Origin of the sequence: Colwellia psychrerythraea (assembly GCF_000764185.1) — a bacterium.
Taxonomy (GTDB): Bacteria; Pseudomonadota; Gammaproteobacteria; order Enterobacterales; family Alteromonadaceae; genus Colwellia; species Colwellia psychrerythraea_B.
The window spans coordinates 114,455-140,455 of record NZ_JQEC01000057.1; the positions used below are offsets into that span (position 1 = coordinate 114,455).

Consider the following 26,001-nt stretch of genomic DNA (forward strand, 5'->3'; position numbering starts at 1 on the left):
AAAGCTAATAGATAACGGCTTGGTAGCAAAAAACAGGCACAAAAAAACGTAACCTTAGACGTAAGGTTACGTTTTTTTATGACTGAAAATTACTAATAAATAGCTTTATTATAAATGTATAAAAGGCTAAATGTTTTAGTGCTCGTGCCCACAGCCACCTTCAGCATGAACATGGCCATGCTCAAGCTCTTCTGCTGTTGCTTCACGTACTTCGATAATTTCAACATCAAAGTTTAAATCTAAACCTGCAAGGGGGTGATTACCATCAACTGTAATTGCATCATCTTGTACATCAATAACAATAACTGTTTGTTCACCGTCATCTGTTGTTGCGCGTAATTGTGTGCCTAATGAAAGGTCTTCCACACCAGCGAGTACTTCTCTAGGTACAGTTTGTACATAATCTTCATGACGCTCACCGTAAGCTTGTTCACAAGCGACAGCAACTTCAAACTTATCACCGGCTTTGTGGTCAATAAGTACTTCATCTAAACCAGGAATTAAATAACCGCTACCTTGAATTATAGCCATTGGCTTATCTTCATATGAACTATCAATTAAAGTGCCTTCGCCATCGGAAACGGCATAGTGCATAACAACGACATTATTTTTAGCTATTTTCATATTTTATCCTAATAATTTATATTTTAAATTTATTGAGTTTCTAAAGTGTATGGTAATGTTTGATTGGTTACTGCAGTATCCGTTTGTGAAGCAACGCGCATTAATGGCAACTCACCATCATTAACCAATACTGCTTGTATGACGCAACTACCGTTATCAGCTTGGTAATAGGAGAGAATATCTCCTGCTTTTCGCCAGTTATCGCCTAGTTGCTTTTCAATAATATCATCATCTGCGAATGGCTGTTCAAGTTGAGCATGAAGAGAAAATAATGCACGTTTGTTTTTGCCTAAGTACTGCATTCTCGCAACTGTCTCTTGACCTAGATAACAGCCTTTAGTGAAACTAATACCATTAATTGCTTGTAAGTTAAGCATCTGCGGAACGTAATGACCGCTAGTTTTCGCAGATAGAATTGGAAATCCTTGGCTTATCTCTAATAAATCCCAAACACCTTGGTGATAGACAGGTAGGGCGAATTTTTTAATCAGTTCTGTAATAGCGGCTTGATCATCAATAATGATATAACGTGGTTGTTCACCACATAGGTAAACTAAGCTCGTTGTGCCAATTTGTACTACAGGGGTTAAAGTGTCCGGTACTTGTGAAAATTCTTGTTGCAATAATGAGCTTGCTTGCTCACCAATTAATGCGGTGAAACTTAAGTCTTGAGTTTCTTCGATAGTAACTTTAGCGAATACGCCAAACTTTTTCAGCGCCTTCAGTGAGTTTTCAATACTGGCTTTAGGTTGCAATAAAAGGTGAGCAGATGAGCGGTTAATTAATCTAAAAACAGAAAAAACTTTTCCCTTAGCATCGCAGTGAGCGCCAATGTGCAAGCTTTGTTCTGTGCTGCTATTAACATCACAAGTTACTTGTCCTTGTAGATAGGAGCTTTGCTCGACACCGGATAAAGAGATGGCACTAAAATCGCTAAGCTCAATAAGGAAGCTCCCTGGAAGCTCTGATAGAGAAGGTAAATTTGTATTGGTTGTTATTGTCATGATGACTCTATGATAAAGCGCAGGGCTAGCTGACTATTAAAGGTTAACTATAAAATAGGGGCTAAAATGGTAAAAACAACTCGAGAAGGGATTTTTATTAGTGATAACTCGTGTTTTTAATGGTTGTGTTGGTTGAGTTCTTGTTACAATACACTGGCGATAATCAATTAAGGGTACGTATGTCGGATAATGATGTTTCAAGCAAGACAATGGCAAATAATGAAAACTCGGCTAATGTTTTAAAAGTCAATAAAGCTCGCTTAAAGTGGGCATGTCGTCGCGGTATGTTAGAGTTGGATGTATTGTTTATTCCGTTTGTTGATGAAGCATATGATGACTTATCAACCAAAGAGCAATTTACCTTTGAACGTCTACTCACTTGCCAAGACCCTGAGTTATTTGCATGGTTTATGGGGCATGAAATTTGTGAAGACACAGAACTCAGCACAATGGTGCAACTTATACTCAAACGAGTCAAAATATAATATTGGAATTAGAAATTCTCGATATAAGTTAGCCATTTATAGCTATATAGCCATTACCGTTAGCTTAATCATGCTTGTTATTTTTAGTTATCATTATGTTATAGCTCAAACCATCGCCGTAACAAGTTTGATGGCGCTTAGTTTATTCTTAGCAATAGATAATGATTATCCATTCAGTACACATATGACTTTAACCGCTGCTGGCGGACTTTCCTTTGATAATGACAAAGATAGTTATCAACTATTAGCAACGAGTAGGCTTGGTTTTATTGGTTGTTGGTTAGTTATGGTGAAAAATGAGCCAAAGCCCTACCGACAACCTAGCTTTCGACAGTCATCGGGAAAACAGCTCTTTATATTTAGAGATAGTGTCTCCGACCAAGACTTTTCCCGACTTGCTAGGGTGATACAACAACTAGATAAAGCTGATTAATCAGCTTAGTGGCCGCTATGACGCAGGTAAAAGTATGGTTGGTTCAGTTGTTGGTAATAAATCAGGGTAATCTAAAGTGTAGTGTAAACCTCTACTTTCTTTTCGTTCCATGGCACATCTGATAATAAGCTCAGCTACTTGCACAAGATTTCTTAACTCAAGTAAATTATTACTGACTTTAAAGTTTTGGTAATAATCTGCAATTTCTTGTTGTAACAATTCTACCCGGTGTAATGCACGTTCAAGGCGTTTAGTGGTGCGAACAATGCCGACGTAATCCCACATAAATAATCTAAGTTCGTGCCAGTTATGTTGAATGACAACTTCTTCATCTGAGTCAGTCACCCGACTCTCATCCCATAGCGGTAATGTTAAGTGGCGATTATCCTGAACTAAAGTTTCACTGATCTCTACGGCTGCTGCACGAGCAAATACAAGACATTCGAGTAAGGAGTTACTTGCTAAACGATTGGCACCATGTAATCCGGTATATGACATTTCACCAATAGCATATAGCTGGCTAATATCAGTTTTGCCTTGTTGGTCAACCATAACACCGCCACAGGTATAGTGGGCGGCGGGCACAATAGGTATGGGTTGTTTAGTGATGTCGATGCCCAATGACATGGTTTTTTCATAAATGGTGGGAAAATGCTGTTTAATAAAGCTACTGGGTTTGTGACTAATATCAAGGTACATGCAATCAGCACCTAAGCGTTTCATTTCAAAATCAATCGCCCGAGCGACAATATCACGGGGGGCTAACTCCGCGCGTTCATCAAATGCGGGCATAAAACGACTACCATCAGGGCGCCTTAATTTAGCGCCTTCACCTCGAAGCGCTTCGGTAAGGAGAAAAGTACCAGCAGAAGGATGAAATAAGCAAGTAGGATGAAATTGATTAAATTCCATATTTGCTACTCTGCAGCCAGCACGCCATGCCATAGCGATACCGTCACCACTGGCAACATCAGGATTAGAGGTATATTGATAAACTTTGCTGGCACCACCCGTTGCTAGAATAGTTTTTTGTGCATATATGCTTTCTACTTTTTCAGTGTTTCTATTCCAAATATAAGCGCCAATACATTGCTTATTTTGACCGCCCATAGTGCTAGGTTGACAAATTAGGTCGATAGCATTAAATCGTTCGAATATACGAATACGAGAATGTTGCCTTACTTGGTCTGCTAAGGTTGTTTGAATTGCTTGACCGGTCGCATCAGCCGCATGTAATATTCTGCGGTGGCTATGTCCACCTTCGCGAGTCAGGTGATAACGAGGTTCACTGTGAGTACCTTGCTCTTTATCAAATTCAACACCTTGGCCAATTAACCACTCTAAACAAGACTTAGCGTTTTGTGTGGTAAAGCGGACAATATTTTCATCGCATAAACCGGCACCAGCAATAAGGGTATCTTCAACATGCGCAGCAACACTATCATTTTCATCAAAGACTGCGGCAATACCACCTTGAGCATAAAATGTAGAGCCTTCGTTTAATGGGCCTTTGCTTAAAATGACCACGTCGGCATTTTTTGCTAAATGTAGAGCCAAGGTTAAACCTGCAGCGCCACTGCCTATGATTAAAACATCGCAATTGTTTTGTTGAGTCATGTTGTATTGATTAAATTCTGCTGTTTAAGCGAAAGTATAAGTAAAGGAGTTTCAGGTATTCTATAATACATAGGTATAAGCCGCCAGATAATAGCGATTAATTAGCTTCTGGTATTAATAATCTCACTGCTTCATAAGCCAATTAGTCTAATTTTAAAAAAAGATCAAAAATAATAAGAACTTTTTTGTAAAACGTTAGTCTTATTTTATGCGTTTGTTATGAGCCAGTGAAAAATATGAGTACAAATCAATTGTCAGTGTTAAAGGATATGGCTCAAAAGAGCGAACCAAATATAGATCAACAATTAGTTGAACGGGTTCAACGTGGTGATAAAAATGCGTTTAATCTGCTGGTTACTAAATATCAGCACAAGGTTGCTAATTTAGTGAGTCGTTATGTTAAAAATCATAGCGATGTGCCAGATATAGTACAGGAAGCATTTATTAAGGCATATAGAGCTCTCCCTAACTTTAGAGGAGACAGTGCTTTTTATACCTGGTTGTATCGTATAGCGGTTAATTGTGCAAAGAATCATAGTGTTGCCCTTGGACGTAAACCGCCAAGTAGTGATGTTGAAATCGGTGATGCGGAGCTTTTTGATGGTGGTGATGCTTTACGTGAGAATGCTTCTCCGGAAAAGATTTTGCTAACCGCTGAAATTAAAAAAGTTATTTTTAGCACGATGGAATCACTACCAGAAGATCTTCGCTTAGCTATAAACTTTAGAGAAATTGAAGGTTTAAGTTATGAAGAAATCGCTACGATTATGGAGTGCCCTGTCGGTACGGTAAGATCACGAATCTTTAGAGCACGTGATGCGATCGACAAGAAGATTAGACCCTTGTTACAAAAAAATAATTAGTCATTTGTAAAATAATATTTAACGAAGTGTATTTTAAGGTAAATGTATGAGTGAAATTAAATCTGAGTCAATATCTTCATTAGTGGATAACTACTCACCATCAACAGACACAAGTGTTAATACGCATCTAGTTGATAATATGCTCAAGGATGAACACTTATCGAGTACTTGGCAAAACTATCATTTAATAGGTGATGTGTTACGCGATGAAGTACCGCAATCGTTACAATTAGATTTAAGCAAAACTATATCTGCAGCAATTGCTCAAGAAGCAACGATATTGTCGCCTAATTCTTCAACACAGTCATCCTCGAATAGCTTTGCTCCATTGACAAATGATGCAGTTGTTCAAACAAGCGAGTCGGTAAAAAGTACTAGTCGGGTTATTGATGCAACAAACCGTTTTAAAGCGAAGATTTCAGCTTTAGTTAAGCCAATGGGGCAAGTTGCTATCGCTGCTTCTGCTGCCGCTTTAATGATTGTCGGTGTGCAAAACAACATCAGCGATAATTCTTCAATTACTCCTAGTCAGGTAGTACAAACTGTACCTTTAACTGGGTATGCTAATCCGGTAAGTTTTAGTGTTCAGTCAACTAAGTTTCAGAAAAATCAGCAAGGTAAGCTGCAAGCACAACAAGTAATGAACGAACAGTTAGCCGCAGAAAGAGTTGCCCAACAGCGCCGCTTACAAGCTTTGTTAAAAGATCATACTCAACAAGTGAAATTAGGTAGTAATATAAAATAGCTTGATTGGCTGAATTAGTTGATAATTAAACTTTCAGCCATCACTCTTGAGAACCTATGAAATTATTGGCACTATTGTTATTGCTGTTAAGCTTTAATGTATCCGCAACTACTTCAGCAGCAAATCCAGCTACATCTTCAGATACGGCTTCTGCGAAACGTTGGCTAGAACGCCTGTCTACTTCACTAAATCAACTTAATTTTACAACTTCTTTTGTTGTTGTAAAAAGCAATCAAGCCGAGCCCTATCATTGGTTACATGGTCTTGGTGAAAATGATCAAGAGTTAGAGATATTTACTCGTCTTAACGGACCGCGTCGTGATGTATTACGCAAGGGGGATATCGTTAGTTATATAGAACCCGAACAAGAAGCTTATTCCGTTATTTCTAATGATGTTAAAGGTCCAATCCCTACCATTTTTCGTGGTGATATCAGTGAGCTCGAAGATAGTTACCGTTTCATCTCTGTTGGCCGTAGTCGAGTTTTAGGACGCGTTGCTCAACTTATTCGTATTGTTGCCAAAGATAAGTATCGTTATAGTTATTGGCTTTGGCTTGATCAACAAACCGGCTTGCTATTAAAAATGGCAATATTGACTCGCCAGGGGCTTCTCTTAGAACAAATTCAGTTTACTCACATAGAAGTAAGTGACCAGTTATCAGAAAATTTAGCACAGTTTCAATTAACAGAGCTACCTGAAGCGGTTAAATTAGTGCGTCAGCAACAAAGTAAGGTTTTTGCATGGCAAGTGAATTGGCTGCCGCATGGTTTTAGTGCAGTGAAATCAAATCATCATAATCTCAACAGTAATAATCGCGGTGATGAAAAAGCGGTTGAGTTTATGTTGTTCTCAGACGGCTTAGTTGACATATCAGTTTATGTTAACCTTAGCCAAGAAAATTTTAGAGCGCCTGAGTATGCAAGTGATGGCGCCACCATGGTCTTTAATCATATTGTGCAGGGGATTGAAGTGGGTGTTGTCGGTAATATCCCCTTAGTGACGGCTAAAAAGATTGCTGAATCTATTGTTCCCGCTAGAAAAAAGAATGGAAATAGCAGTGTTCAAGGCTCGGTAAGTGAGTCTCATGATGATTAAAGAGCTGGCGAATGTTGTTGCTAATAAAGCAGGACAAGTAACCGTTACAAGTCAAATAAAGTCAACATGTAGTAGCTGTGCCCAAGTTGATAGCTGTGGCAGTGGTCAAATTGCTAAAGCATTACCACAAGCCAAGCTGACTTTAACTTTGCCCTACGATATTAAAAAGTTTGGTAAAACCTTAGAACAGGGCGATTGTGTGGTATTAGCATTACCTGAAAAACATGTTTTATCGAGTGCAGCTCAAGTATATTTACTACCATTATTTGGTTTAATTGCTTTTTCTGCTGTTGGGCAGTGGTTATATAAACAGCAAATTGTACCCCATGAACTTATTGCCTTAGGTCTTGGCTTGTTTGGCGGTTATTTAGGATATAGGTTTGCTAAGTTTAACCAAGAACAAGGAAAGCAAAGCGAAAAATTACAACCTAAAATCATTGAAGTCTTGCCTTTGCCAACCCAAGCTAAATAAGTATCAGGCTGTTATGGCTTGAAACAAAAGATATCTGAACAAAAGATAGCCCCAAGGCAGTAAATTCGTTAAAATCACGTCATTATATTATTTTAACGCCTTTAATTTGACTGCCTTTTATGAAAAATATTCGAAACTTCTCAATTATTGCCCACATTGATCATGGTAAATCAACCCTTTCTGACCGTCTAATTCAGCATTGTGGTGGTTTACAAGAACGTGAAATGGAAGCTCAAGTTCTAGATTCAATGGACATTGAGCGAGAACGTGGCATCACCATTAAAGCGCAGAGTGTTACTTTAGATTATAAAGCTAAAGACGGTGAAGTTTACCAGCTGAACTTTATCGATACTCCAGGGCATGTTGATTTTTCTTATGAAGTATCGCGTTCTTTAGCTTCATGTGAAGGTGCACTACTTGTTGTTGATGCTGGACAAGGTGTCGAAGCACAAACGGTTGCGAACTGTTATACCGCGATTGAAATGGACTTAGAAGTTTTACCCATTTTAAATAAAATTGATTTACCACAAGCTGATCCTGAGCGTGTTAGTGAAGAAATTGAGCACATTATCGGTATCGATGCGACTGATGCTGTTACTTGTTCAGCTAAAACAGGTGTTGGCATTGATGATGTTTTAGAGACAATCGTTAAAAATATCCCTTCACCTGTAGGTGATGTAGATGCTCCTCTGCAAGCGTTAATTGTTGATTCATGGTTTGATAATTATCAAGGTGTTGTTTCACTTGTACGTGTTATTAATGGCCAAGTGAAAAAGGGCGATAAAATGTTGGTGATGTCTACAGGGCAAGTTCATCAAATCGATAAAGTGGGTATATTTACGCCAAAGCAAACTGAAACGGGTATTTTAAGGGCTGGTGAAGTAGGCTTTATTATTGCGGGTATCAAAGAGATTCATGGTGCGCCAGTAGGTGATACTATCACTATCAGTAAAAAAGAAACGGCAAAGGCTTTACCTGGCTTTAAAAAAGCACAACCACAAGTTTATGCGGGTATTTTTCCAATAAGCTCTGACGATTATGAAAATTTCAGAGATGCGCTTAATAAATTAAGTTTAAATGATGCGTCACTATTCTTTGAGCCAGAAAATTCTTCTGCGTTAGGTTTTGGCTTCCGTATTGGTTTCCTTGGCATGCTACACATGGAGATCATTCAAGAACGTTTAGCACGTGAATATGATTTAGACCTTATCACCACAGCGCCAACAGTAAACTATGAAATAGCCTGTAATAACGGTGAAGTTATCTCGATAGATAACCCTTCTGATTTACCTCCAATCAACAATATTGATGAAATTCGAGAGCCTATCGTTCAAGCTAACATTTTAGTGCCACAAGAGTATTTAGGCAGTGTTATTACCCTTTGTATTGAAAAGCGTGGTGTGCAAAAAGACTTGATTTATCATGGGAATCAAGTTGCTGTTACCTATGAACTGCCTATGGCTGAAGTGGTTATGGACTTTTTCGATAAGTTGAAATCTACCAGTCGAGGTTATGCCTCGTTAGATTATAGTTTCGTCCGCTTTGAAGTTGCTGACATGGTTCGTGTTGATGTTATGATTAATGGCGATCGCGTTGATGCTTTAGCTATGATCACCCACAGAGCAAACTCTGTTGCTCGTGGACGCTTGTTGGTGGATAAACTAAAAGAGTTGATACATCGTCAAATGTTTGATATCGCCATTCAAGCTGCTATTGGTAGCAATGTTATTGCGCGTACTACGGTAAAACAACTACGTAAAAACGTGACAGCTAAATGTTACGGTGGTGATATAAGTCGTAAGAAGAAGCTTCTGCAAAAGCAAAAAGATGGTAAAAAACGTATGAAGCAAGTAGGTAACGTTGAAGTGCCACAAGAAGCGTTTTTAGCTGTTCTTAAACTCGATAGTTAAGGGTTATTAAGTTAACTTAAAAAGTAGCGGCAGGTATTGCCGCTAAACGTGACTTAATAGGATTAAAAATAGGAATAGTATGGCCGTTTATTTTTCGATTATCTTAGTGATAATTACAGTATTAACAGGTATTGTTTGGTTTGCTGATAAGTTTTATTTAGCACCGCAACGTAAATTGAAAGCTGCTGCCGCGCAAGTTTCGGCAAAGGAATTATCCGCAGCAGAGTTAACACCACAAGCACTAGCAACGTTAACCGAGCCGTCGCCAATTGTTGATACAGCAGTTCAAATTTTTCCTGTTATTGCTTTTGTATTGATCTTGCGTTCTTTTATTTACGAACCTTTTCAAATACCGTCAGGCTCAATGATGCCAACATTACTTGATGGTGATTTTATTCTGGTGAATAAATTCAATTATGGTTTGAAAGATCCTGTTCTTAGGCATAAGTTCCTTGAAAATGGCTTGCCAGAGTATGGTGATGTTGTTGTCTTTAAGTACCCACAAGATCCTAGAGTTGATTACATTAAGCGAGTAATTGGTTTGCCAGGTGACCGTATCATTTATCGAAATAAATCCATTTATATTAAACGAGCCTGTAGCGATAGTGATACCAAATGCCCTGAATTTGTACAAATACAGCAAGAATTTATTGCTAAGTATGAAGGGCCAGATGCCGAGTTCGGTATGAATGAGTTTCAATCCAAAATGCTTAACAAGAGTCATCAAATTCTAAATGATAGCCATACTCTACCTAGAGTCGCGCATTACTTTCAACAATCAGGCACAGCGCCGGATGAATTTTTAGTTCCTGCCAAGCATTACTTTGTCATGGGTGATAACAGAGATAACTCTTTAGATGGCCGTTTTTGGGGCTTTGTACCTGAAGAAAACTTAGTCGGTGAGGCTGTTGCTATTTGGATGAGCTTTGATTTTGATCGTAGCGAAGACAGTTTTTTACCGCAGTGGTTACCATCAGGTGTTCGTTTCGATCGTATTGGCGCTATCATTTAATATGGCTAATTTTTTTACATGGCATAAAGAGTTCTATCGTGAAAGTTAATCCACACAACCTCGCCAGATTAACCAAGAAACTTGGTTATGAATTTAGTGAACCGGCATTGCTGGTACAAGCACTGACTCATCGTAGTGCTAAAGGCGCTCATAATGAAAGACTCGAGTTTTTAGGGGATTCCATTTTAGGCTTTGTTATTGCTGAGGCCCTTTATGAGCAGTTCCCAAAACATGATGAGGGTGACTTAACTCGCATGCGATCTAGCTTAGTTAAGGGGGTTACTTTAGCTGAAGTTGCTCGAGACTTTGATTTGGGTGAATGTTTAATACTAGGTCCCGGTGAATTAAAAAGTGGTGGTCATCGTCGAGAGTCTATTTTAGAAGATGCGATTGAGGCTATTATTGGCGCAGTGTACCTAGATTCTACTATCGAACGCTGCAAGGCACTTATCTTAAATTGGTTTGAAAAACGCCTCTCTGTGATTAAACCTGGAAACGAACAAAAAGATCCAAAAACACGATTACAAGAGTTTCTACAGGGAAGAAAAATCCCTCTGCCAGCTTATGAAGTAATTGATACCAGCGGACAATCTCATAACCAAGAATTTACAGTTCGTTGTCAAACTTCTATTATCAATGAAGTCGTGATTGCTAAAGGAACGAGCCGAAGAAAAGCAGAACAAGCAGCAGCTCAGCAAATACTTGCCTTGATTGAACAGGGTAAAGAAGTAAAAAAAAAACCATCAAAGCAAGCTAATTCAGTAAATCCCCGACATACTAATAGTAAGCACAGTAACTTAAGCAAAAAAAGCAGCACGAGAAAATAAATTATGCACAACGATACCTCAAATACCTATGCAGGCTTAATTGCTATTGTCGGTCGCCCAAATGTTGGTAAATCAACGTTATTAAATGCCTTATTAGGGCAAAAAATTAGTATTACTTCTAAAAAACCACAAACGACCCGTCATCGAATTTTAGGCATATTGACCGAAGAAAATAGACAAGCGGTATTGGTGGATACTCCTGGTTTACATACAGAAGAAAAGCGTGCCATTAATAGATTAATGAACCGTGCTGCAAGTAGTTCAATTGCAGAAGTTGAACTAATCATGTTTTTAGTTGAGGGTACTCATTGGACACAAGATGATGAGCTGGTCATGACTAAAGTAAAACAAAGTGGTGCACAGTGTATATTAGTTGTTAATAAAACTGATAACATCTCAGACAAAGATGAGCTATTACCACATCTGAAAAAGCTAGGTGAATTGCATGATTTTAAAGATATCGTTCCTATTTCGGCGAGTAAAGGCCATGGCGTTGATACCATTCGTAAATTATGTTTAGCCTCACTTCCTGAGGGCGGTTTCTGGTTCCCAGAGGATCATATAACTGATCGCTCTAGCCGTTTTATGGCTTCTGAGATTATTCGTGAAAAACTTATCCGCTTTACCGGTGATGAGTTGCCTTATTCTATCACGGTAGAGATAGAGCAATTTAAGATGGATGATAAGGGAATTATTCATATTAATGCCCTAATACTTGTTGAGCGTGATAGTCAAAAACGTATGGTAATCGGTAACAGAGGCGAACGTTTAAAAACCATTGGTCAAGAAGCACGCCGCGATATGGAAAATTTATTTGAAAGTAAAGTTTTCCTTGAAACCTGGGTTAAAGTAAAATCAGGTTGGGCTGATGATGAACGTGCATTACGCAGTTTAGGTTATGGTGATGATTACTCAGGTTAATTGGAATGTGGCAGATGCTTGAACAAGATGCATTTGTCTTACATAGTCGACCTTATCGTGAAAATCAGCAGTTAGTAGATCTATTAACTGAGCAGGATGGTAAGGTGACCGCATTAGTTTATGTAGGTCAATCTAAACGTTCGATAAAAAAAGGCTTAATCCAGCCTTTTTTACCGCTAAGGTTAACGTTGAAAGGCCAAGCTAACGTTAAACAAATTAGCCAAATTGATTCTATTGCCAAATCATTTTCATTGAAAAAGAACAGCTTATTTAGTGCTTTTTATATCAATGAATTACTGATTCGCTTGTTAACCGAACACATTACTTGTCAGCAGTTGTTTTATCAGTATCAATCAGCATTAAGCGCCTTAGCACAAGGTGAAGATATTGCCCCACAATTACGTTTGTTTGAATTGGCACTACTAGAAGAGTTAGGACTAGCTTTTGATTTTAGTCCGGTATTTGAGCACGATGTTAGTTACTTTCATTATATTGCTGAGCAAGGCTTTGTCCCGGTATATAGTGCATTACCCAAAAATAGAACTAACTGTTTCAATAAAGTCCATTTACAAGCCATTGCTCAACGAGAATCTCTCTATTTAAATAACGTTACCGAAGAGGTTAGTTACACCTTTAAATTACTCATGCGACAGGTAATCAATCAGTTATTGGGAAATAAGCCATTAAATAGCCGTAAACTTTTTGCGAAAAAAGTCATAAAAGTTTAGCTATTTATATCATCAGAAAATATTAATAAATCATTAAAAAATTAAAAGAGATTAACATGACAGAATTATTATTAGGTGTAAATGTAGATCATATTGCCACACTCAGACAAGCTCGCGGTACTAATTACCCTGATCCTGTTTATGCTGCAAGTGTTGCCGAACATGCTGGGGCTGATGGTATTACAGTTCACTTACGTGAGGATCGTCGTCATATCCAAGACCGTGATATTCATGTTTTAAAGCAAACATTACATACACGTATGAATTTTGAAATGGCAGTGACAGATGAAATGGTCGCCATCGCCTGTGATGTGAAACCGGCTTTTAGCTGCTTAGTACCAGAAAAGCGTGAAGAGCTGACTACAGAAGGTGGTTTAGATGTTGTTGGTCAATTAGATAAAATTACCCAGGCAACACAGAAATTAACAGCTGCAGGCATTGCAGTAAGTTTATTTATTGATGCAGATAAAGCTCAAATTGATGCTGCACTTGCCAGTAAAGCGCCCTATATAGAAATTCATACTGGACATTATGCTGATCTTACATCAGAAGCAGAACAGCAATTAGAACTTGAACGTTTAACAATAGGTATCAAGTATGCGCATAGTTTAGGGTTGAAGGTAAATGCTGGTCATGGTTTGAATTATTTTAACGTAAAACCAATCGCTGCTATTAAAGAGATTATTGAACTAAACATTGGTCATGCCATTATTGCTCGTGCTGCAATTGACGGCTTAGATCGGGCTGTGAGAGATATGAAACAGTTAATGTTGGAAGCTAGAAATTCAATCACTTAATTTATGGTTATAGATTCAATCGTGATTTAAAAACTCATTTATTTATATTTGTTCAAATTATAGTCTACACTTTAATGAATAAGCTGTAGGACGGATTCGGCATATACTTAAATGAGGATAAATGATGCAAACACAGATGAAACCATTGCTAGAGCGTAGAAAGGAGGCTCCTGAGCAATCAGTATGGTGGAATAAGTTATCATTAGCGCAAAAGTTTTCTGCTAGTAGTTTAGGAAAATTTGGCTATGAACTGACCTTTGTTCGTAATATAAACGGCCAAAGTTTGGCAGTACTGCAATGTAGCGGTGGTGTCGCTGTGATTTCTGAAGATGGTGATATAGATACTTCACCAGCAATTACCATTCGCTAACTATAGTTAATTAAAAGCGAATCGTCCCTCTGAAAAGCAACAATATTGTTGCTTTTTTATTTAGCACAGGGTTAATGACTCTTTACTGATATTTCTTTTAATGCTTCAGGCGCTGCAAGAAGTACTTGCTCTATATGTTCAAAAAATTCAAAAAATTCAGGCTCAAGATCTTCAAGGTTTAAGCCCATTTTTAACTGCGTTTCTAAGTGATTGGTTATTTTGCTAAGGTTTGGTGCGCCTGTATAACAACAAGCGCCATTAAGTTTATGGACTAAATGTTTGATTGAAACTATATCTTGAGTATTTATTGCTTTTTGTATATTTTGTCGTGTTTCAGGTAAGCTCTCTATTAATCCTAGGAACATCTCTTTGGCTAAGTCAGCTTTATTTGCGCTTCTCTTTAGCGCTAAAGGCCAATCAATTACTTTTGAATATTGTGCAGCCTGATCTATAAGGTTATTGGCAGTCTTGCTGCCTACAGGGCTTACTAAGTGGTTGAAATCACAATATTCATAAATAATATGACGTAACATTGTCTCATCTATCGGTTTAGTCATATAGGCATTAAACCCCTGCTGGTGCATCTTTTCTCTTTCACCACTTAGCGCATGAGCGGTAACGGCAATAATAGGTGTGTCACCGTTACAGGTTAATTTCCTAATTTCTTTTAAAGTGCTAATACCGTCGAGGACAGGCATTTGAATATCCATAAAAATTAGTGCGAAATTTTCCTTTTTACAAAGCTCTATCGCCGAAATGCCGTTGTCGGTTACTACGACTTCAGCCACTTGCTCTAATAATAGTGCATTTATCAGTTTTAAATTGGCTTCATTATCATCAACAGCTAATACTTTTATCGGTAATATTTTTCCCGTAGGAGCATTAAGGGTAAGTCTTTGTGTGCCAGCTTTAACTAGGGGCTGCAACACACGGCTTAAACTGCTTGATGTTAATGGTTTACTGCTACAGCTTATAGCACCACTGGCAATTAACGCATCTTGCAAGCTAGGTGAGCTATTATTGAGCGCTAGATGTATATTGTCAGTTATTGGTTGCAGTTGTGCGATTGTTTTCTTCAGCTCGCTTAAAGCGGTAGCTGTTTGATTATGGCCAATAAGTGCATAATCAAAGCCCCTTTGTGCTTGACTGCTATGAGAAAGTACTTGGGATAATTGATGTCTATTAATTACGGTGGTAACACTCATCTGCCAATGTTTTAATATATTTTTAGTTGCTTCTCGACTATGAGCATTTTCTTCAAAGTAGAGTACGGTCTTATTTGCTAAATGCTGGTTATCTAGCTCGAGCATTAATGGCATAGCATTAACTTCGCATTGAAAGGTAAACCAAAAACTAGAGCCTTGATTTTTTTCACTGGTAAAGCCAATGTCACCTAACATTTCTTGTGCAAGTCGTTGGCAAATAACCAAGCCTAAACCAGTACCACCATACAAACGAGTGATACTTTGATCTGCTTGAGTAAAAGCATCAAAAATTGTTCTTTGTTGCTTATCTGTCATGCCTATACCAGTATCGGATACTGTGACTTTTAATTTGATTTTTTTCTGACTAATTTCTTCACTACTGATATCTACGGCTACTGAACCTTGTGGGGTAAACTTAATAGCATTACTTATTAGGTTAGTGATTATTTGTTTAATCCGCATCGTATCGCCGACAAGTGAGTCCGGTAGCTTTTGCGGAATTTTTATTGATAACTCAATGTTTTTCTTATGAGCAGAAGGAGCTAATAAAGTTAAGGTTTCTTCCAAAGATTCTCGAAGTGAAAAGGGGATGTTTTCAATCACCATTTTACCGGCATCAAGCTTAGAGAAGTCGAGAATGTCATTAATAATGGTTAATAAATTGTTTGCAGAGCGATCAATTGTCTGCAAATAATCACGCTGGTTTTCGGTCAATGGCGTTTTTAGCACCTGTCGAGTAAAACCAATGACGCCATTAAGTGGCGTGCGTAACTCATGACTCATGTTTGCTAAAAACTCTGACTTTACGCGGTTGGCATCCTGTGCCTTACGTTTGGCAATACTTAATTCAACGTTTTGTATTTCAAATTGCTCTAAACTTTCTCGTAAGTCTATGGTGGCTTGGTCGATACTAGCATTCATCTCGTTTTGATAACTATCAAGTGACTGCGCCATGGCATTAATGCCATTTTTTAAAAAATTTAGTTCACCAATGAGTTGGCCACTAACCCTACTTTGTAGTTTCCCTTCTCTTATACGCTCAATTGCTTGAACCATTGAGTTTATTGGTTTGGTTACTTTTTTAATGAGTCTAAGGGCAAAAATAGCACTGAGTAATGTACCTAACAAAGCAAAAGCAAAAGCGATTAAGAACTGACTTTGTTGTTGAAAGTTGAGTTGACTCTTATCTACTTGCATCGCGATATAACCGACGGGAGTTGGCTTATTATTAGGGGAAGCTTCGAATTGCACGTTATCATTGCCAGTAAAATTTTTATTTAACCGAGGGGTGTAATTCTCATCAATGATAGGTGTTCTAAAGATAATATAATCAGCTATGGTTTCAATACTCGTATGACTGGGTAGTTCGACACCTGCTTTGAGCCTCATTAAATTGGTATCACCATGGTAGGCACTGGTAACAAACACTTGATTATCTTTGGTAAAAACAACAATGCTATTAACAATACTTGATTGATTGCGGTGGGTGAAGCCGATTAAATGACGAAGTTTATCTCTATTGTTATTTAATAAAGGGTCTTTACTAGCAATTGCTATCGGCTCTATGATGCTTTTTGCACGCTGTTCCAAGAAATCATTAAGTTCAACAGAGCGACTATAAGAAAAATAACTCGCTAAACCAAAACCGATTAAGGTGGTTGGGATGATAGTGAGTATGATAACCCAGTCTTTAAGACTTATTTTATGCATTTTTTTGTTGAACTTTTTATTGAACTTTCATGGTGGATTTAGGGTAAAATAGCCTCTGAAATAATTAGCTATCTAATCGATTATCCAACTTAACATAAATAATACTAAACAGATTAATTTATTGTATAACTTAGCGTTACTTTTGCGAGCTTAAAATAAGATAAATGTGTTATCAGTTTGCTAATGAGTTTACTAAGGGCGAGTTTAAAAGACTGATATACAGCACTATGATTTTGACCATAGAATTACTATTCTCTGCAATCAAAGCCATGCTTTTAAGCCTCGTAAAATGATCACTAAATTAGTCCATTTGGTATAATCAATAAGCTGCGATAAATTTATATTATCGATGAGAGGCTATATTTCAAAAAAGTGGTTCGTAATTATTAAAGTTAGCGTTAGTTTTAGGGTGAAAATGGCAAATTTTTTTAAAGCAGTAGTCAAACCGAAAACCTCCAAGCAACTATTGACTGTTAGCGTCGATAAACTTGACATGAATGGAGTAGGTGTTGCTCGTTGGCAAAATAAACCACTATTTATTTTCGGCGCCTTACCCAGTGAAGAGGTTGAGGTGAAAGTTATCGAGCAAAAAAGTAAATATTCTCGAGCTAAACTTATTTCTATAATTAAAAAAAGTGATAAGAGAATACAACCTCAGTGTATTCACTTCGGTCTTTGTGGTGGTTGTGACTTGCAAATACTTGATATAACAGAACAGTTGAATTTCAAACAACAGAAAGTTAGCTATCTTTTCTCACGCTGTTTTAGTGCCGAAAATATAGCAAAAAAAATAGTACAACAAGATCTGCCTTGGCAAGCACCAATAAAAAGTAGCCCTTGGAATTATCGTCGTAAGGCCCGGTTAGGTGTTCAGTTTGACAAAAAAGGCCAAGTTACCATTGGCTTTAGACAAAAGTCCACTAATCAATTAGCCGCAATCAAGTCTTGTGCTGTGCTAGTTGAGCCACTGAATAAAATTTTTCCTTTGTTAAAAAAAATAATGGCACAACTTACCGTAAAGTCTGCCATAGGTCATATAGAAGCCATTCAAGCCGATATTATAGATTCAGACTCGCAAGGTAAAATACAAAAAGATAATCAAATTATCCTGGTTATTCGACAACTGAGGCCTATGAATAAAGCTGATATTGAGCTTTGGTTATCTAATGCCCAGCAACACTTCTGGCATGTCATTGTTGATGATGGTGACAAGCAGTTCCCGTTGGTCCCTCTTCAAAAGGATAGCTCTTTAGTTCTTTCCTATGAATTAGCAGATAAAAGTAAAATTTACTTTGCCAGTAGCGATTTCATTCAAATTAATCATCAAGTGAATAATGCCATGATTAGTCAGGCCCTTACTTGGTTAAATTTATCATCCACTGACAAAGTTTTAGATTTATTCTGTGGTTTGGGGAATTTTAGCTTAGCACTGGCAAAACAAGTACAAATTGTTACTGGCGTTGAGGGTGTGCAAGTGATGGTTGATAAAGCCAGTAAAAATGCAGAGTTTAATATTATTGATAATTGCCAGTTTTATCAGGCTGACTTGAATAGTGATTGGTTATTAGAGTCTTGGGCTACAGAACATGTGTTTGATAAGGTATTACTCGACCCTGCAAGAGCAGGAGCAGAGCAAGCTGTGCGTCAAATTGCCAAATTAAAAATATCTACAGTCTTATATGTCAGCTGTGATCCTGCAACATTAGCAAGAGATAGTGCAATACTTATTGCTCAAGGGTATAAGCTAGATAAAATGTCCTTGATGGATATGTTTTCACAAACAAAGCATGTTGAGACTATGGTATTATTCACTCAATAATATTTAATGTTGAGCGTCACTTAACTACTTATTAAATAACATTAAACTCATTAATAATAGATCAAAGGAATACTCATGGTTTCCGTGCGTAAATCTCATCAAATAACAGTGCAAAGTTTTGAACAATGGTTAACTGGCCTAGCCTTAACTGATGTTAAAGCCAGTGCCTTGTCAGCTTTATGGCTGCAAGTCGCTAGCTGCTACCAACATGAAAATGCAGAAAAATTTGAGTTACTTAATAAAAGCATGGAAATGGTTGAGATTTTAAGTGGTTTAAACTTAGATGCAGATTCGTTATCAGCGGCTTTTATCTCCCCCTTATTAGCACAAGATATTATTGAAATAGAATTTGTTAAAGAACATTTCTCTAAAGATATTCTGATGCTTTGCCAAGGGGTTGAGCAGATGGCTGCTATTAAGGCGTTACGTCAACAAAGCAACCAGTCAAACCTACAAGCACCGCAAAATATCGACAATATTCGTCGGATGTTATTGGCTATGGTGGATGATGTTCGTGCTGTAGTGATTAAGTTAGCTGAGCGTTTATGTGATCTTCGCGAAAAGAAAAACAGCGATGAAGAAACACGTGTACTGGCAGCAAAAGAGAGCGCGAATATTTATGCTCCATTAGCGAACCGTTTAGGAATAGGTCAGTTAAAGTGGGAACTTGAAGATATTTCTTTTCGTTATCTACACCCTCTGGTTTATAAAAAAATAGCTAAACTTTTAGATGAAACTCGATTAGAAAGAGAAGAGTATATGGCCAGCTTTGTTGGTCAGTTAAGCGGTGAGCTCAAAACACTATCAATAATTGGCGAGGTTTATGGGCGCCCTAAGCACATCTATAGCATTTGGAAAAAGATGCAGCAAAAGTCCCTAGATTTTGAGCAGCTTTTTGATGTGCGCGCTGTACGTGTGGTGGTTGAAAGAGTGCAAGATTGTTATTCTGCTCTTGGTATTGTTCATACCCAGTGGCAGCATATTGCCAAAGAGTTTTCTGATTATGTGGCAACCCCTAAAAATAATGGCTACCAATCAATACATACAGTGGTATTAGGACCAGCAGGCAAGTCAGTTGAAGTACAAATTCGTACCAAGAAAATGGATGATGATGCAGAGCTTGGTGTCGCCGCGCATTGGCGATATAAAGAAGGTAATGCTAGCGGAAAAAGTAATAGCTTTGATGACAAAGTAGGTTGGTTGAGAAAGATATTACAATGGCAAGATGATGTCTCGGAAAGTGGTGAGATACTTGATGAGTTACGCAGTCAGGTATTTGAAGACCGAATTTATGTATTTACGCCTGGTGGTGATGTAATCGACTTGCCTATGGGGGCTACTCCGCTAGATTTTGCTTATTATATTCATTCTAATGTTGGTCATTGTTGCATTGGTGCAAAAGTGTTTGGCAAAATTGTCCCCTTTACTCACCAACTTCAAACGGGTGACCAAGTAGAGATACTAACCAGTAAACAGCCGAACCCAAGCAGAGATTGGCTAAATCCTAATTTAAATTATATATACTCTTCGCGCGCGCGGGCTAAAGTTCAACACTTTTTTAAGTTACTTGACCGGGATAAATATATTGCCCACGGCAAAGAATTATTTGATGGTGAAATTGCTAAGCATGATTTGACCAATATAGATTTATTAGCAGCAGCAAAGCGGTTTAATATGAAAGCGGTAGACGATCTTTATGCTGCTATTGGTACAGGTAATGCGAGACTACAGCAAGTTGTTAATTACTTTACTCAACTTGATAATAAGTTAAAACCTCAAGAAGAAATAGACCCACAAAGTTTAGTAAAGCAAAGCCCAACAAATAAAGCCCTTGCACAAGATGATAATGGCATAACCGTTTCTGGCGTGGGTAATTTACTTACTCATATGGCTAAGTGTTGTCAGCCAGTTCCAGGTGATTCTATTTCTGGTTTTATTACTCAAGGCCGCGGCATATCAGTGCATAGACAAGATTGTGAACAGCTTGCTAATGCCCTAAGTTTACAAGCTGAACGTTTGGTTGAAGTGCAATGGGGTAGTGAAGATAAGCACAGTTATCAAGCCTCAGCACAAATCATTGGTAGTGACAGACAAGGTTTGTTGCGTGATATCTCGACCATTATAGCCAACGAAAGAGTTAGTATTATTGGTATGGATAGCAATACTGATAAAGCTAAACAGACGGTGAGCATGAACTTAAAATTAGAAGTCGCTAGCAGTGAACTATTAATGCGTGTTTTAGATAAATTACGTCAACTAGATGATGTTACCCAGGTAAGGCGACTGTAATTTTTCTTTACTAATATGATGCAAACACTATGCACTGACTACTGAAGATAAAACGAAACTAAGAAGCAATATAACAATGATAGATGAACAAGCCTCAATAGAAAAACTACGTTGGATTATGACACAACTGCGAGATCCCATTACTGGTTGTCCATGGGATATTAAGCAGGACTTTTCCTCAATAACCAGCCATACCTTAGAAGAAGCCTATGAAGTGGTTGATGCTATCGAACAAGGTGATTTTATTGAACTTGAAAAGGAGCTTGGAGACTTACTATTTCAAGTGATTTTTTATAGTCAGTTAGGTCAAGAGCAGCAGCACTTTGATTTTGACACCGTAATTGCCGCAATTTGTGAAAAACTTATTCGTCGCCATCCCCACGTTTTCGCTCAAGTAAATTTACAAACTGATGATGAAATAAAGACTAATTGGGAAAATGAAAAAACATTAGAGAGAGAGCAAAAAAACAAGTTACAAGTGGGTAAAAATAACGACCTTATTCAGTTGAGCATTTTGGCTGATATTCCGAAAAATTTACCAGCTTTATCGCAAGCCGCAAAGATTCAAAAACGTTGCTCTCATGTGGGCTTTGATTGGGACAATAAATACGATGTCTTCGCTAAGATTGAAGAAGAAGTGCAAGAAGTTAAAGATGAATTAGAAGCCGAATCACTGGATGAAAAAGCGCTAGCAGAAGAGTTGGGCGATCTGATGTTTGCAGTCGTTAATTTATGTCGCCATGCCAAAGAAGATCCAGAAACATTGCTTCGCCAAGCGAATAAAAAATTTACTAAACGTTTTAATGGTGTAGAAGCACAAGTCAATCAATCGGGTAAAAGCTTTCATGAACACGATTTATCTGAATTAGAAGATTATTGGCAGCAAGTTAAAAACCAAGAGAAAAAGGCATAATATACACGGCGCCACTATTTCAATTTATAGTCTTGCATTGGAAGTTCTTAAAAATTCTGCATCATACATTTTGATTGATAACGGCTATGCAATTCCTTAATAATTTTATGAGCGATTTAATGATAACAAACAAAGAACACGGCCCAAAACACGTTACTATTGGTTTGACTAACCCTAAGAGCCCAACAAATGTTGGTGCGGTAATGCGCGCTGCTGGCTGTTATCAAGTAGATCAAGTGCTGTATACTGGTAAGCGTTATGCGCAGGCGGCTAAATATAATAAAGAGTCTCTAAAGACTGACACCAAAAATGTTCAAGGAAAAATCCCTTTATTAGGCGTAGATGATTTTATAAATATTAAAGACTTACTGGAAAATATTCCAACGACGACTAAAATCATATGTGTTGACTTAGTGGAAGGCGCTACACCATTACCACATTTTGTTCACCCACAGCAGGCCGTTTATATATTTGGTCCCGAGGATGGCACTATAAAGCAACAAGTTATAGATTTTGCTGATGATGTTGTTTATGTTCCTACCGTTGGTTGTATGAACCTAGCGGCTTCGGTTAACGTGTTACTTTATGACCGATTAGCTAAATCTAGTGCTATGCAAGAAGGACATGGCCAAACGGATGATGTGCTGATTCGCCAAAGTCGTGATACGAATAACAAAGTGAAAGTTAAAGCTAACACTGGTAACTAAAGGTATTTATACATGGAAAGAGTGATTAGTACTGAGCAAAAATTAGCTACAGATTCAAAACTAAATGTCAGATCCTGTCCAGTTTCACCATCAGTCCAGAGTAAAACCAAGATTATCTTGTTGAAAATAACCGGATTGTTTTGTGTTGGTTTAGCCATATTAGGTGCGATATTACCTATACTACCAACAACGGTTTTCTTAATAATGGCAGCAGCTTGTTTTTCTAAGTCTTCGCCAAGAATGCAGCAAAAATTATTAGCAAATAAAACCTTCGGTCCCTTGATCCTCGATTGGCAACAACATAGAACTATTCCTAAAAAAGCGAAACGTATTGCCTTATTAACTATCGCTTTATCAGTATGCTGGTCGGCGTTTATGTTACAAAGTGCTATGTTGACAGGGCTGGTAATTGCTTTAGTTATTGGGCCGTTTATTTTTTTAATGCGTTTACCATTAAGTAAATAGGCAAGAATTTTATAATAAGTAATAAAGACAACATTTAAAAATTATGCAGACTTTCAAACATTAGCAGATAGGAAAGTCTGTATTGTCACTTGATATGTTAATAATATGGACAAATAGTCTAGGCAAGTGCCTTATTTACTATAATAGCTAAATGATCCGGCAAGGTTAAACCTAAAGCAATATCATGTGCTTTTTCTGACATTTTATGCCAAGTCAATTGCACAATACGAACAATCTTCGCTTCATTATCTTGCTCAGTATATTTAGCCGCAAACTCATCAAAGTAGTGCATAAGAAAAACTAAGCAAGCAACATCTTCTAAGGTTTGGCTATCACTATTTGTTTTTAAGTTCTCTTTTCGGATTATGGTAGCGCATTGCTCAGATTGTTCCGTTGTGTAGCCTTGAGTAATCATAATACTTGCCGTTAGCTCAGCATGAAACTTACCTTGAGCAATTCGCCATTGATAATACCCAGCTTTGCCCTCGTTGAACTCAGTACGCTTTAGCTGCCAACGTTTAATATGCTGGGCACGAACTGCAATTTGCAATAACTCATTAGCTTGTGGCCAATATTGTTTCAAGCACTCAGTCATTTGCTGACCATAAACGAGCTCTTTTGCTTGGCTGGCGCCATTAGATAATATTGAATTTGGATCTTGGCTGTTTATTTCATCAACAGCGGTTAAGGTATTGTTTAAATTTTCTATAGTCATAGTAAAATCAATCACAGTTTTATTCACAGAAGTAGTAACATTATACGCAACTAATGATCAAAAAGAATCAGGCTAAATACAGCTCAATAAGATCATAATAAACATACACAATTTTTATTACTGTAATGTGCCGTTGTGATTATTTTTCGTATAGAACAAATCAAACAAACTTATACCGTTATTCTTTTTGATAAGAGCGCTGCAGGGGAGTAGTTTATTAGAGAGGACCGTTGCCACTCATCTGAGTAACCATTACCGTCAATCAATGCCTTGTTTACAAGGCTTTTGATTCTAGCGAGGTAATAAAAACTTAATTGAATTGGTATTGCCTTTTACGTATAATACTGTCCCGTCCTGCTTGTTTGGCAAAACTTCTATTTCAACAACTAAATATTTACGCTATGACTGTATTTAATTGCTTATTAAATACATATGTATAGTGTTATTTACCATTGTTAGTTTTAATTAAAGTTTATAAATATTAACCAATTAAGCACAAAATTCTGTTTTTTCTGACATCGGTGTAAACATGACAACTAGATATATTTTTGTAACTGGCGGTGTAGTATCGTCTCTTGGTAAAGGTATTGCCGCAGCATCACTAGCCGCAATTCTTGAAGCGCGTGGTTTAAAAGTTACCATGTTAAAACTTGATCCGTATATTAACGTTGATCCAGGTACCATGAGCCCAATACAACATGGTGAAGTTTTTGTTACCGAAGATGGCGCTGAAACTGATCTCGATTTGGGCCATTATGAGCGCTTTATTCGCACCAAAATGACCAAGCGAAATAACTTTACTACCGGCCGTATCTATCAAGATATTTTAGCTCGCGAACGTAAAGGTGAGTTTTTAGGCGCAACTATTCAAGTTGTTCCACATATTACTAACGACATTAAACGTCGAGTAATCGAAGGTGCAGAAGGCTACGACATAGCCATGGTTGAAATCGGTGGTACGGTTGGTGATATGGAATCACAGCCATTCTTAGAAGCTATTCGTCAATTAGCTCTAGAAGTAGGCCGTGATCGTGCCATGTTTATGCACCTTACCTTAGTGCCCTATTTGGCTGCTGCTGGCGAAATCAAAACTAAACCAACACAGCATTCAGTAAAAGACTTACGCTCTATCGGTATTTTGCCCGATATTTTAGTGTGTCGCTCAGACCGCGCTATTCCTAATGCACAACGAGCCAAAATAGCTTTATTCACTAACGTGGAAGAAAAAGCTGTGGTATCAATGCGTGATGTTGACAGTATTTATAAAATCCCTGCGATATTAAAAGCGCAAGGAACAGATGAAATCGTAGTGAAGCGTTTTGGTCTAGATGTACCAGAAGCTGATTTATCTGAATGGGAAGAAGTGCTTTATCATGAAGCGAACCCACAAGGCGAAGTCACTATAGGTATGGTCGGTAAGTACATTGAATTACCTGATGCTTATAAATCAGTCAACGAAGCATTAAAGCATGCCGGCCTTAAAAACCAAGTCACTGTAAATATAAAGTACGTTGACTCACAAGACTTGGAAGTAAAAGGTGTTGGTATTTTAGCTGACCTTGATGCAATCTTAGTTCCGGGTGGTTTTGGTGAGCGTGGTGTTGAAGGTAAAATTTTAGCCGCACAATATGCCCGTGAAAACAAAGTACCTTATTTAGGTATCTGTTTAGGTATGCAAGTAGCATTAATTGAGTTTGCTCGTAATGTTGCTGGTTTAACTGATGCGCACAGTACTGAATTTAATAGTGAAACACCATTCCCAGTGGTTGGTTTGATCAGTGAATGGTTAGACGATGAAGGCCAAGTTGAGTACAGAAGTGAGCAATCAGACTTAGGCGGTACCATGCGCTTAGGCTCTCAATTGTGTCACTTGGTGAAAGGTACCAAGGCATGTGACGTATATGGCAGTGAAACAATTAATGAGAGACACCGTCATCGTTATGAGGTAAATAATAACTACCGTGAACAATTAAACAAAGCAGGTTTAGTGTTCTCGGGTCTATCTACAGATAAAAGTTTAGTGGAGGTGATTGAAATGCCTGATCACCCATGGTTTATTGCGGGCCAATTCCATCCGGAGTTTAATTCAACTCCACGTGATGGACACCCGCTGTTTGAAAGTTTTGTGGCAATGAGCTTTGAATTGCAAAAACAAAAAACAAACGCATAACAACTTTATTAAAACCGTAGCTAGCGCTGCGGTTTTTGCTTTCAGTTTAGCAATATTAAAAATTAACTTTACCGTTCAAAGGATTACTTGAGCGTCATACATT

General features: G+C 37.8%; 24 protein-coding genes. 19 read left to right on the plus strand and 5 right to left on the minus strand.

Going from position 1 to position 26,001, the window contains the following annotated elements; genetic code table 11:
* Positions 1-135: 135 nt before the first annotated feature.
* Together GAB14E_RS03555 and ygfZ are read right to left on the minus strand one after the other, a co-directional pair.
* Positions 136-624, minus strand: a complete 489-nt coding sequence (locus GAB14E_RS03555) for an FKBP-type peptidyl-prolyl cis-trans isomerase (protein WP_033083980.1) — start codon at positions 622-624, stop codon at positions 136-138.
* A gap of 29 nt (positions 625-653) precedes the next feature.
* Complete coding sequence (gene ygfZ / locus GAB14E_RS03550) at positions 654-1,628, minus strand: tRNA-modifying protein YgfZ (protein WP_033083981.1); 975 nt, start codon at positions 1,626-1,628, stop codon at positions 654-656.
* A 209-nt stretch (positions 1,629-1,837) separates the two neighbouring features.
* On the opposite strand from ygfZ, the gene GAB14E_RS0123415 reads away from it, so the two are divergent.
* Together GAB14E_RS0123415 and GAB14E_RS03545 are read left to right on the plus strand one after the other, a co-directional pair.
* Positions 1,838-2,113: an FAD assembly factor SdhE gene (locus GAB14E_RS0123415; RefSeq protein WP_033084099.1), complete on the plus strand. Its 276-nt coding sequence runs from the start codon at positions 1,838-1,840 to the stop codon at positions 2,111-2,113.
* On the plus strand, positions 2,046-2,546 hold the full coding sequence (locus tag GAB14E_RS03545) for a protein YgfX (RefSeq protein ID WP_331386607.1): 501 nt from the start codon (positions 2,046-2,048) through the stop codon (positions 2,544-2,546). Before GAB14E_RS0123415 ends, GAB14E_RS03545 begins: the two co-directional genes overlap by 68 nt.
* A 15-nt stretch (positions 2,547-2,561) precedes the next feature.
* Here GAB14E_RS03545 and nadB read toward each other — a convergent pair whose 3' ends face one another.
* Positions 2,562-4,163: an L-aspartate oxidase gene (nadB, locus tag GAB14E_RS03540; RefSeq protein WP_033083983.1), complete on the minus strand. Its 1,602-nt coding sequence runs from the start codon at positions 4,161-4,163 to the stop codon at positions 2,562-2,564.
* Between the two features lie 236 nt (positions 4,164-4,399).
* Here nadB and rpoE point away from each other — a divergent pair, with 236 nt between their 5' ends.
* The 11 genes from rpoE (at position 4,400) to GAB14E_RS03485 (ending at position 13,905) form a co-directional block, all read left to right on the plus strand.
* Positions 4,400-5,026 carry an RNA polymerase sigma factor RpoE gene (rpoE, locus tag GAB14E_RS03535; RefSeq protein WP_231562102.1) on the plus strand — a complete coding sequence of 209 codons (627 nt, stop codon included), beginning with the start codon at positions 4,400-4,402 and terminating at the stop codon, positions 5,024-5,026.
* 46 nt (positions 5,027-5,072) lie between these two features.
* Positions 5,073-5,771, plus strand: a complete 699-nt coding sequence (locus tag GAB14E_RS03530; RefSeq protein WP_033083984.1) for a sigma-E factor negative regulatory protein — start codon at positions 5,073-5,075, stop codon at positions 5,769-5,771.
* Between the two features lie 56 nt (positions 5,772-5,827).
* Positions 5,828-6,868: a MucB/RseB C-terminal domain-containing protein gene (locus tag GAB14E_RS03525; RefSeq protein WP_033083985.1), complete on the plus strand. Its 1,041-nt coding sequence runs from the start codon at positions 5,828-5,830 to the stop codon at positions 6,866-6,868.
* Positions 6,858-7,340 (plus strand): SoxR reducing system RseC family protein, encoded by a 483-nt coding sequence (locus GAB14E_RS03520; RefSeq protein ID WP_231562103.1) that lies wholly within the window; start codon positions 6,858-6,860, stop codon positions 7,338-7,340. Before GAB14E_RS03525 ends, GAB14E_RS03520 begins: the two co-directional genes overlap by 11 nt.
* A 119-nt stretch (positions 7,341-7,459) precedes the next feature.
* Positions 7,460-9,250, plus strand: coding sequence for a translation elongation factor 4 (gene lepA, locus GAB14E_RS03515; RefSeq protein WP_033083986.1), 1,791 nt, complete (start codon positions 7,460-7,462; stop codon positions 9,248-9,250).
* 79 nt (positions 9,251-9,329) lie between these two features.
* Positions 9,330-10,262 (plus strand): signal peptidase I, encoded by a 933-nt coding sequence (gene lepB, locus GAB14E_RS03510; protein ID WP_033083987.1) that lies wholly within the window; start codon positions 9,330-9,332, stop codon positions 10,260-10,262.
* A 38-nt stretch (positions 10,263-10,300) separates the two neighbouring features.
* Positions 10,301-11,089 carry a ribonuclease III gene (rnc, locus tag GAB14E_RS03505; RefSeq protein WP_033083988.1) on the plus strand — a complete coding sequence of 263 codons (789 nt, stop codon included), beginning with the start codon at positions 10,301-10,303 and terminating at the stop codon, positions 11,087-11,089.
* Positions 11,090-11,092: 3 nt separating this feature from the next.
* Entirely contained in the window at positions 11,093-12,010 is a 918-nt protein-coding gene (gene era / locus GAB14E_RS03500) for a GTPase Era (protein WP_033083989.1), read from the plus strand.
* A gap of 5 nt (positions 12,011-12,015) precedes the next feature.
* The gene (gene recO / locus GAB14E_RS03495; protein ID WP_231562104.1) at positions 12,016-12,738 is read left to right on the plus strand and encodes a DNA repair protein RecO; all 723 of its coding nucleotides are present in this window, start codon (positions 12,016-12,018) and stop codon (positions 12,736-12,738) included.
* A gap of 56 nt (positions 12,739-12,794) precedes the next feature.
* Entirely contained in the window at positions 12,795-13,535 is a 741-nt protein-coding gene (gene pdxJ, locus GAB14E_RS03490) for a pyridoxine 5'-phosphate synthase (protein WP_033083990.1), read from the plus strand.
* A gap of 121 nt (positions 13,536-13,656) precedes the next feature.
* On the plus strand, positions 13,657-13,905 hold the full coding sequence (locus GAB14E_RS03485) for a hypothetical protein (protein ID WP_033083991.1): 249 nt from the start codon (positions 13,657-13,659) through the stop codon (positions 13,903-13,905).
* A 71-nt stretch (positions 13,906-13,976) separates the two neighbouring features.
* Here GAB14E_RS03485 and barA read toward each other — a convergent pair whose 3' ends face one another.
* A complete protein-coding gene (barA, locus tag GAB14E_RS03480) occupies positions 13,977-16,820 on the minus strand; it encodes a two-component sensor histidine kinase BarA (protein WP_033083992.1) in 2,844 nt (947 codons plus the stop codon).
* A 415-nt stretch (positions 16,821-17,235) separates the two neighbouring features.
* Here barA and rlmD point away from each other — a divergent pair, with 415 nt between their 5' ends.
* The 5 genes from rlmD to GAB14E_RS0123420 all read left to right on the plus strand — a co-directional run bounded on the left by rlmD (position 17,236) and on the right by GAB14E_RS0123420 (position 23,013).
* Positions 17,236-18,639: a 23S rRNA (uracil(1939)-C(5))-methyltransferase RlmD gene (rlmD, locus tag GAB14E_RS03475; protein WP_033083993.1), complete on the plus strand. Its 1,404-nt coding sequence runs from the start codon at positions 17,236-17,238 to the stop codon at positions 18,637-18,639.
* Positions 18,640-18,714: 75 nt separating this feature from the next.
* Positions 18,715-20,928: a GTP diphosphokinase gene (gene relA, locus GAB14E_RS03470; protein WP_033083994.1), complete on the plus strand. Its 2,214-nt coding sequence runs from the start codon at positions 18,715-18,717 to the stop codon at positions 20,926-20,928.
* 76 nt (positions 20,929-21,004) lie between these two features.
* Positions 21,005-21,841: a nucleoside triphosphate pyrophosphohydrolase gene (mazG, locus tag GAB14E_RS03465; protein WP_033083995.1), complete on the plus strand. Its 837-nt coding sequence runs from the start codon at positions 21,005-21,007 to the stop codon at positions 21,839-21,841.
* 119 nt (positions 21,842-21,960) lie between these two features.
* Positions 21,961-22,548: an RNA methyltransferase gene (locus GAB14E_RS03460; RefSeq protein ID WP_033083996.1), complete on the plus strand. Its 588-nt coding sequence runs from the start codon at positions 21,961-21,963 to the stop codon at positions 22,546-22,548.
* A gap of 12 nt (positions 22,549-22,560) precedes the next feature.
* Entirely contained in the window at positions 22,561-23,013 is a 453-nt protein-coding gene (locus GAB14E_RS0123420; protein ID WP_231562105.1) for a YbaN family protein, read from the plus strand.
* Positions 23,014-23,131: 118 nt separating this feature from the next.
* On the opposite strand, the gene GAB14E_RS03455 is transcribed toward GAB14E_RS0123420, so the two are convergent.
* Entirely contained in the window at positions 23,132-23,728 is a 597-nt protein-coding gene (locus tag GAB14E_RS03455) for a DUF4202 domain-containing protein (protein ID WP_033084104.1), read from the minus strand.
* Between the two features lie 529 nt (positions 23,729-24,257).
* Between GAB14E_RS03455 and GAB14E_RS03450 the strand changes: the two genes are divergently transcribed.
* Positions 24,258-25,898 (plus strand): CTP synthase, encoded by a 1,641-nt coding sequence (locus GAB14E_RS03450; protein WP_033083997.1) that lies wholly within the window; start codon positions 24,258-24,260, stop codon positions 25,896-25,898.
* Positions 25,899-26,001: the final 103 nt, after the last annotated feature.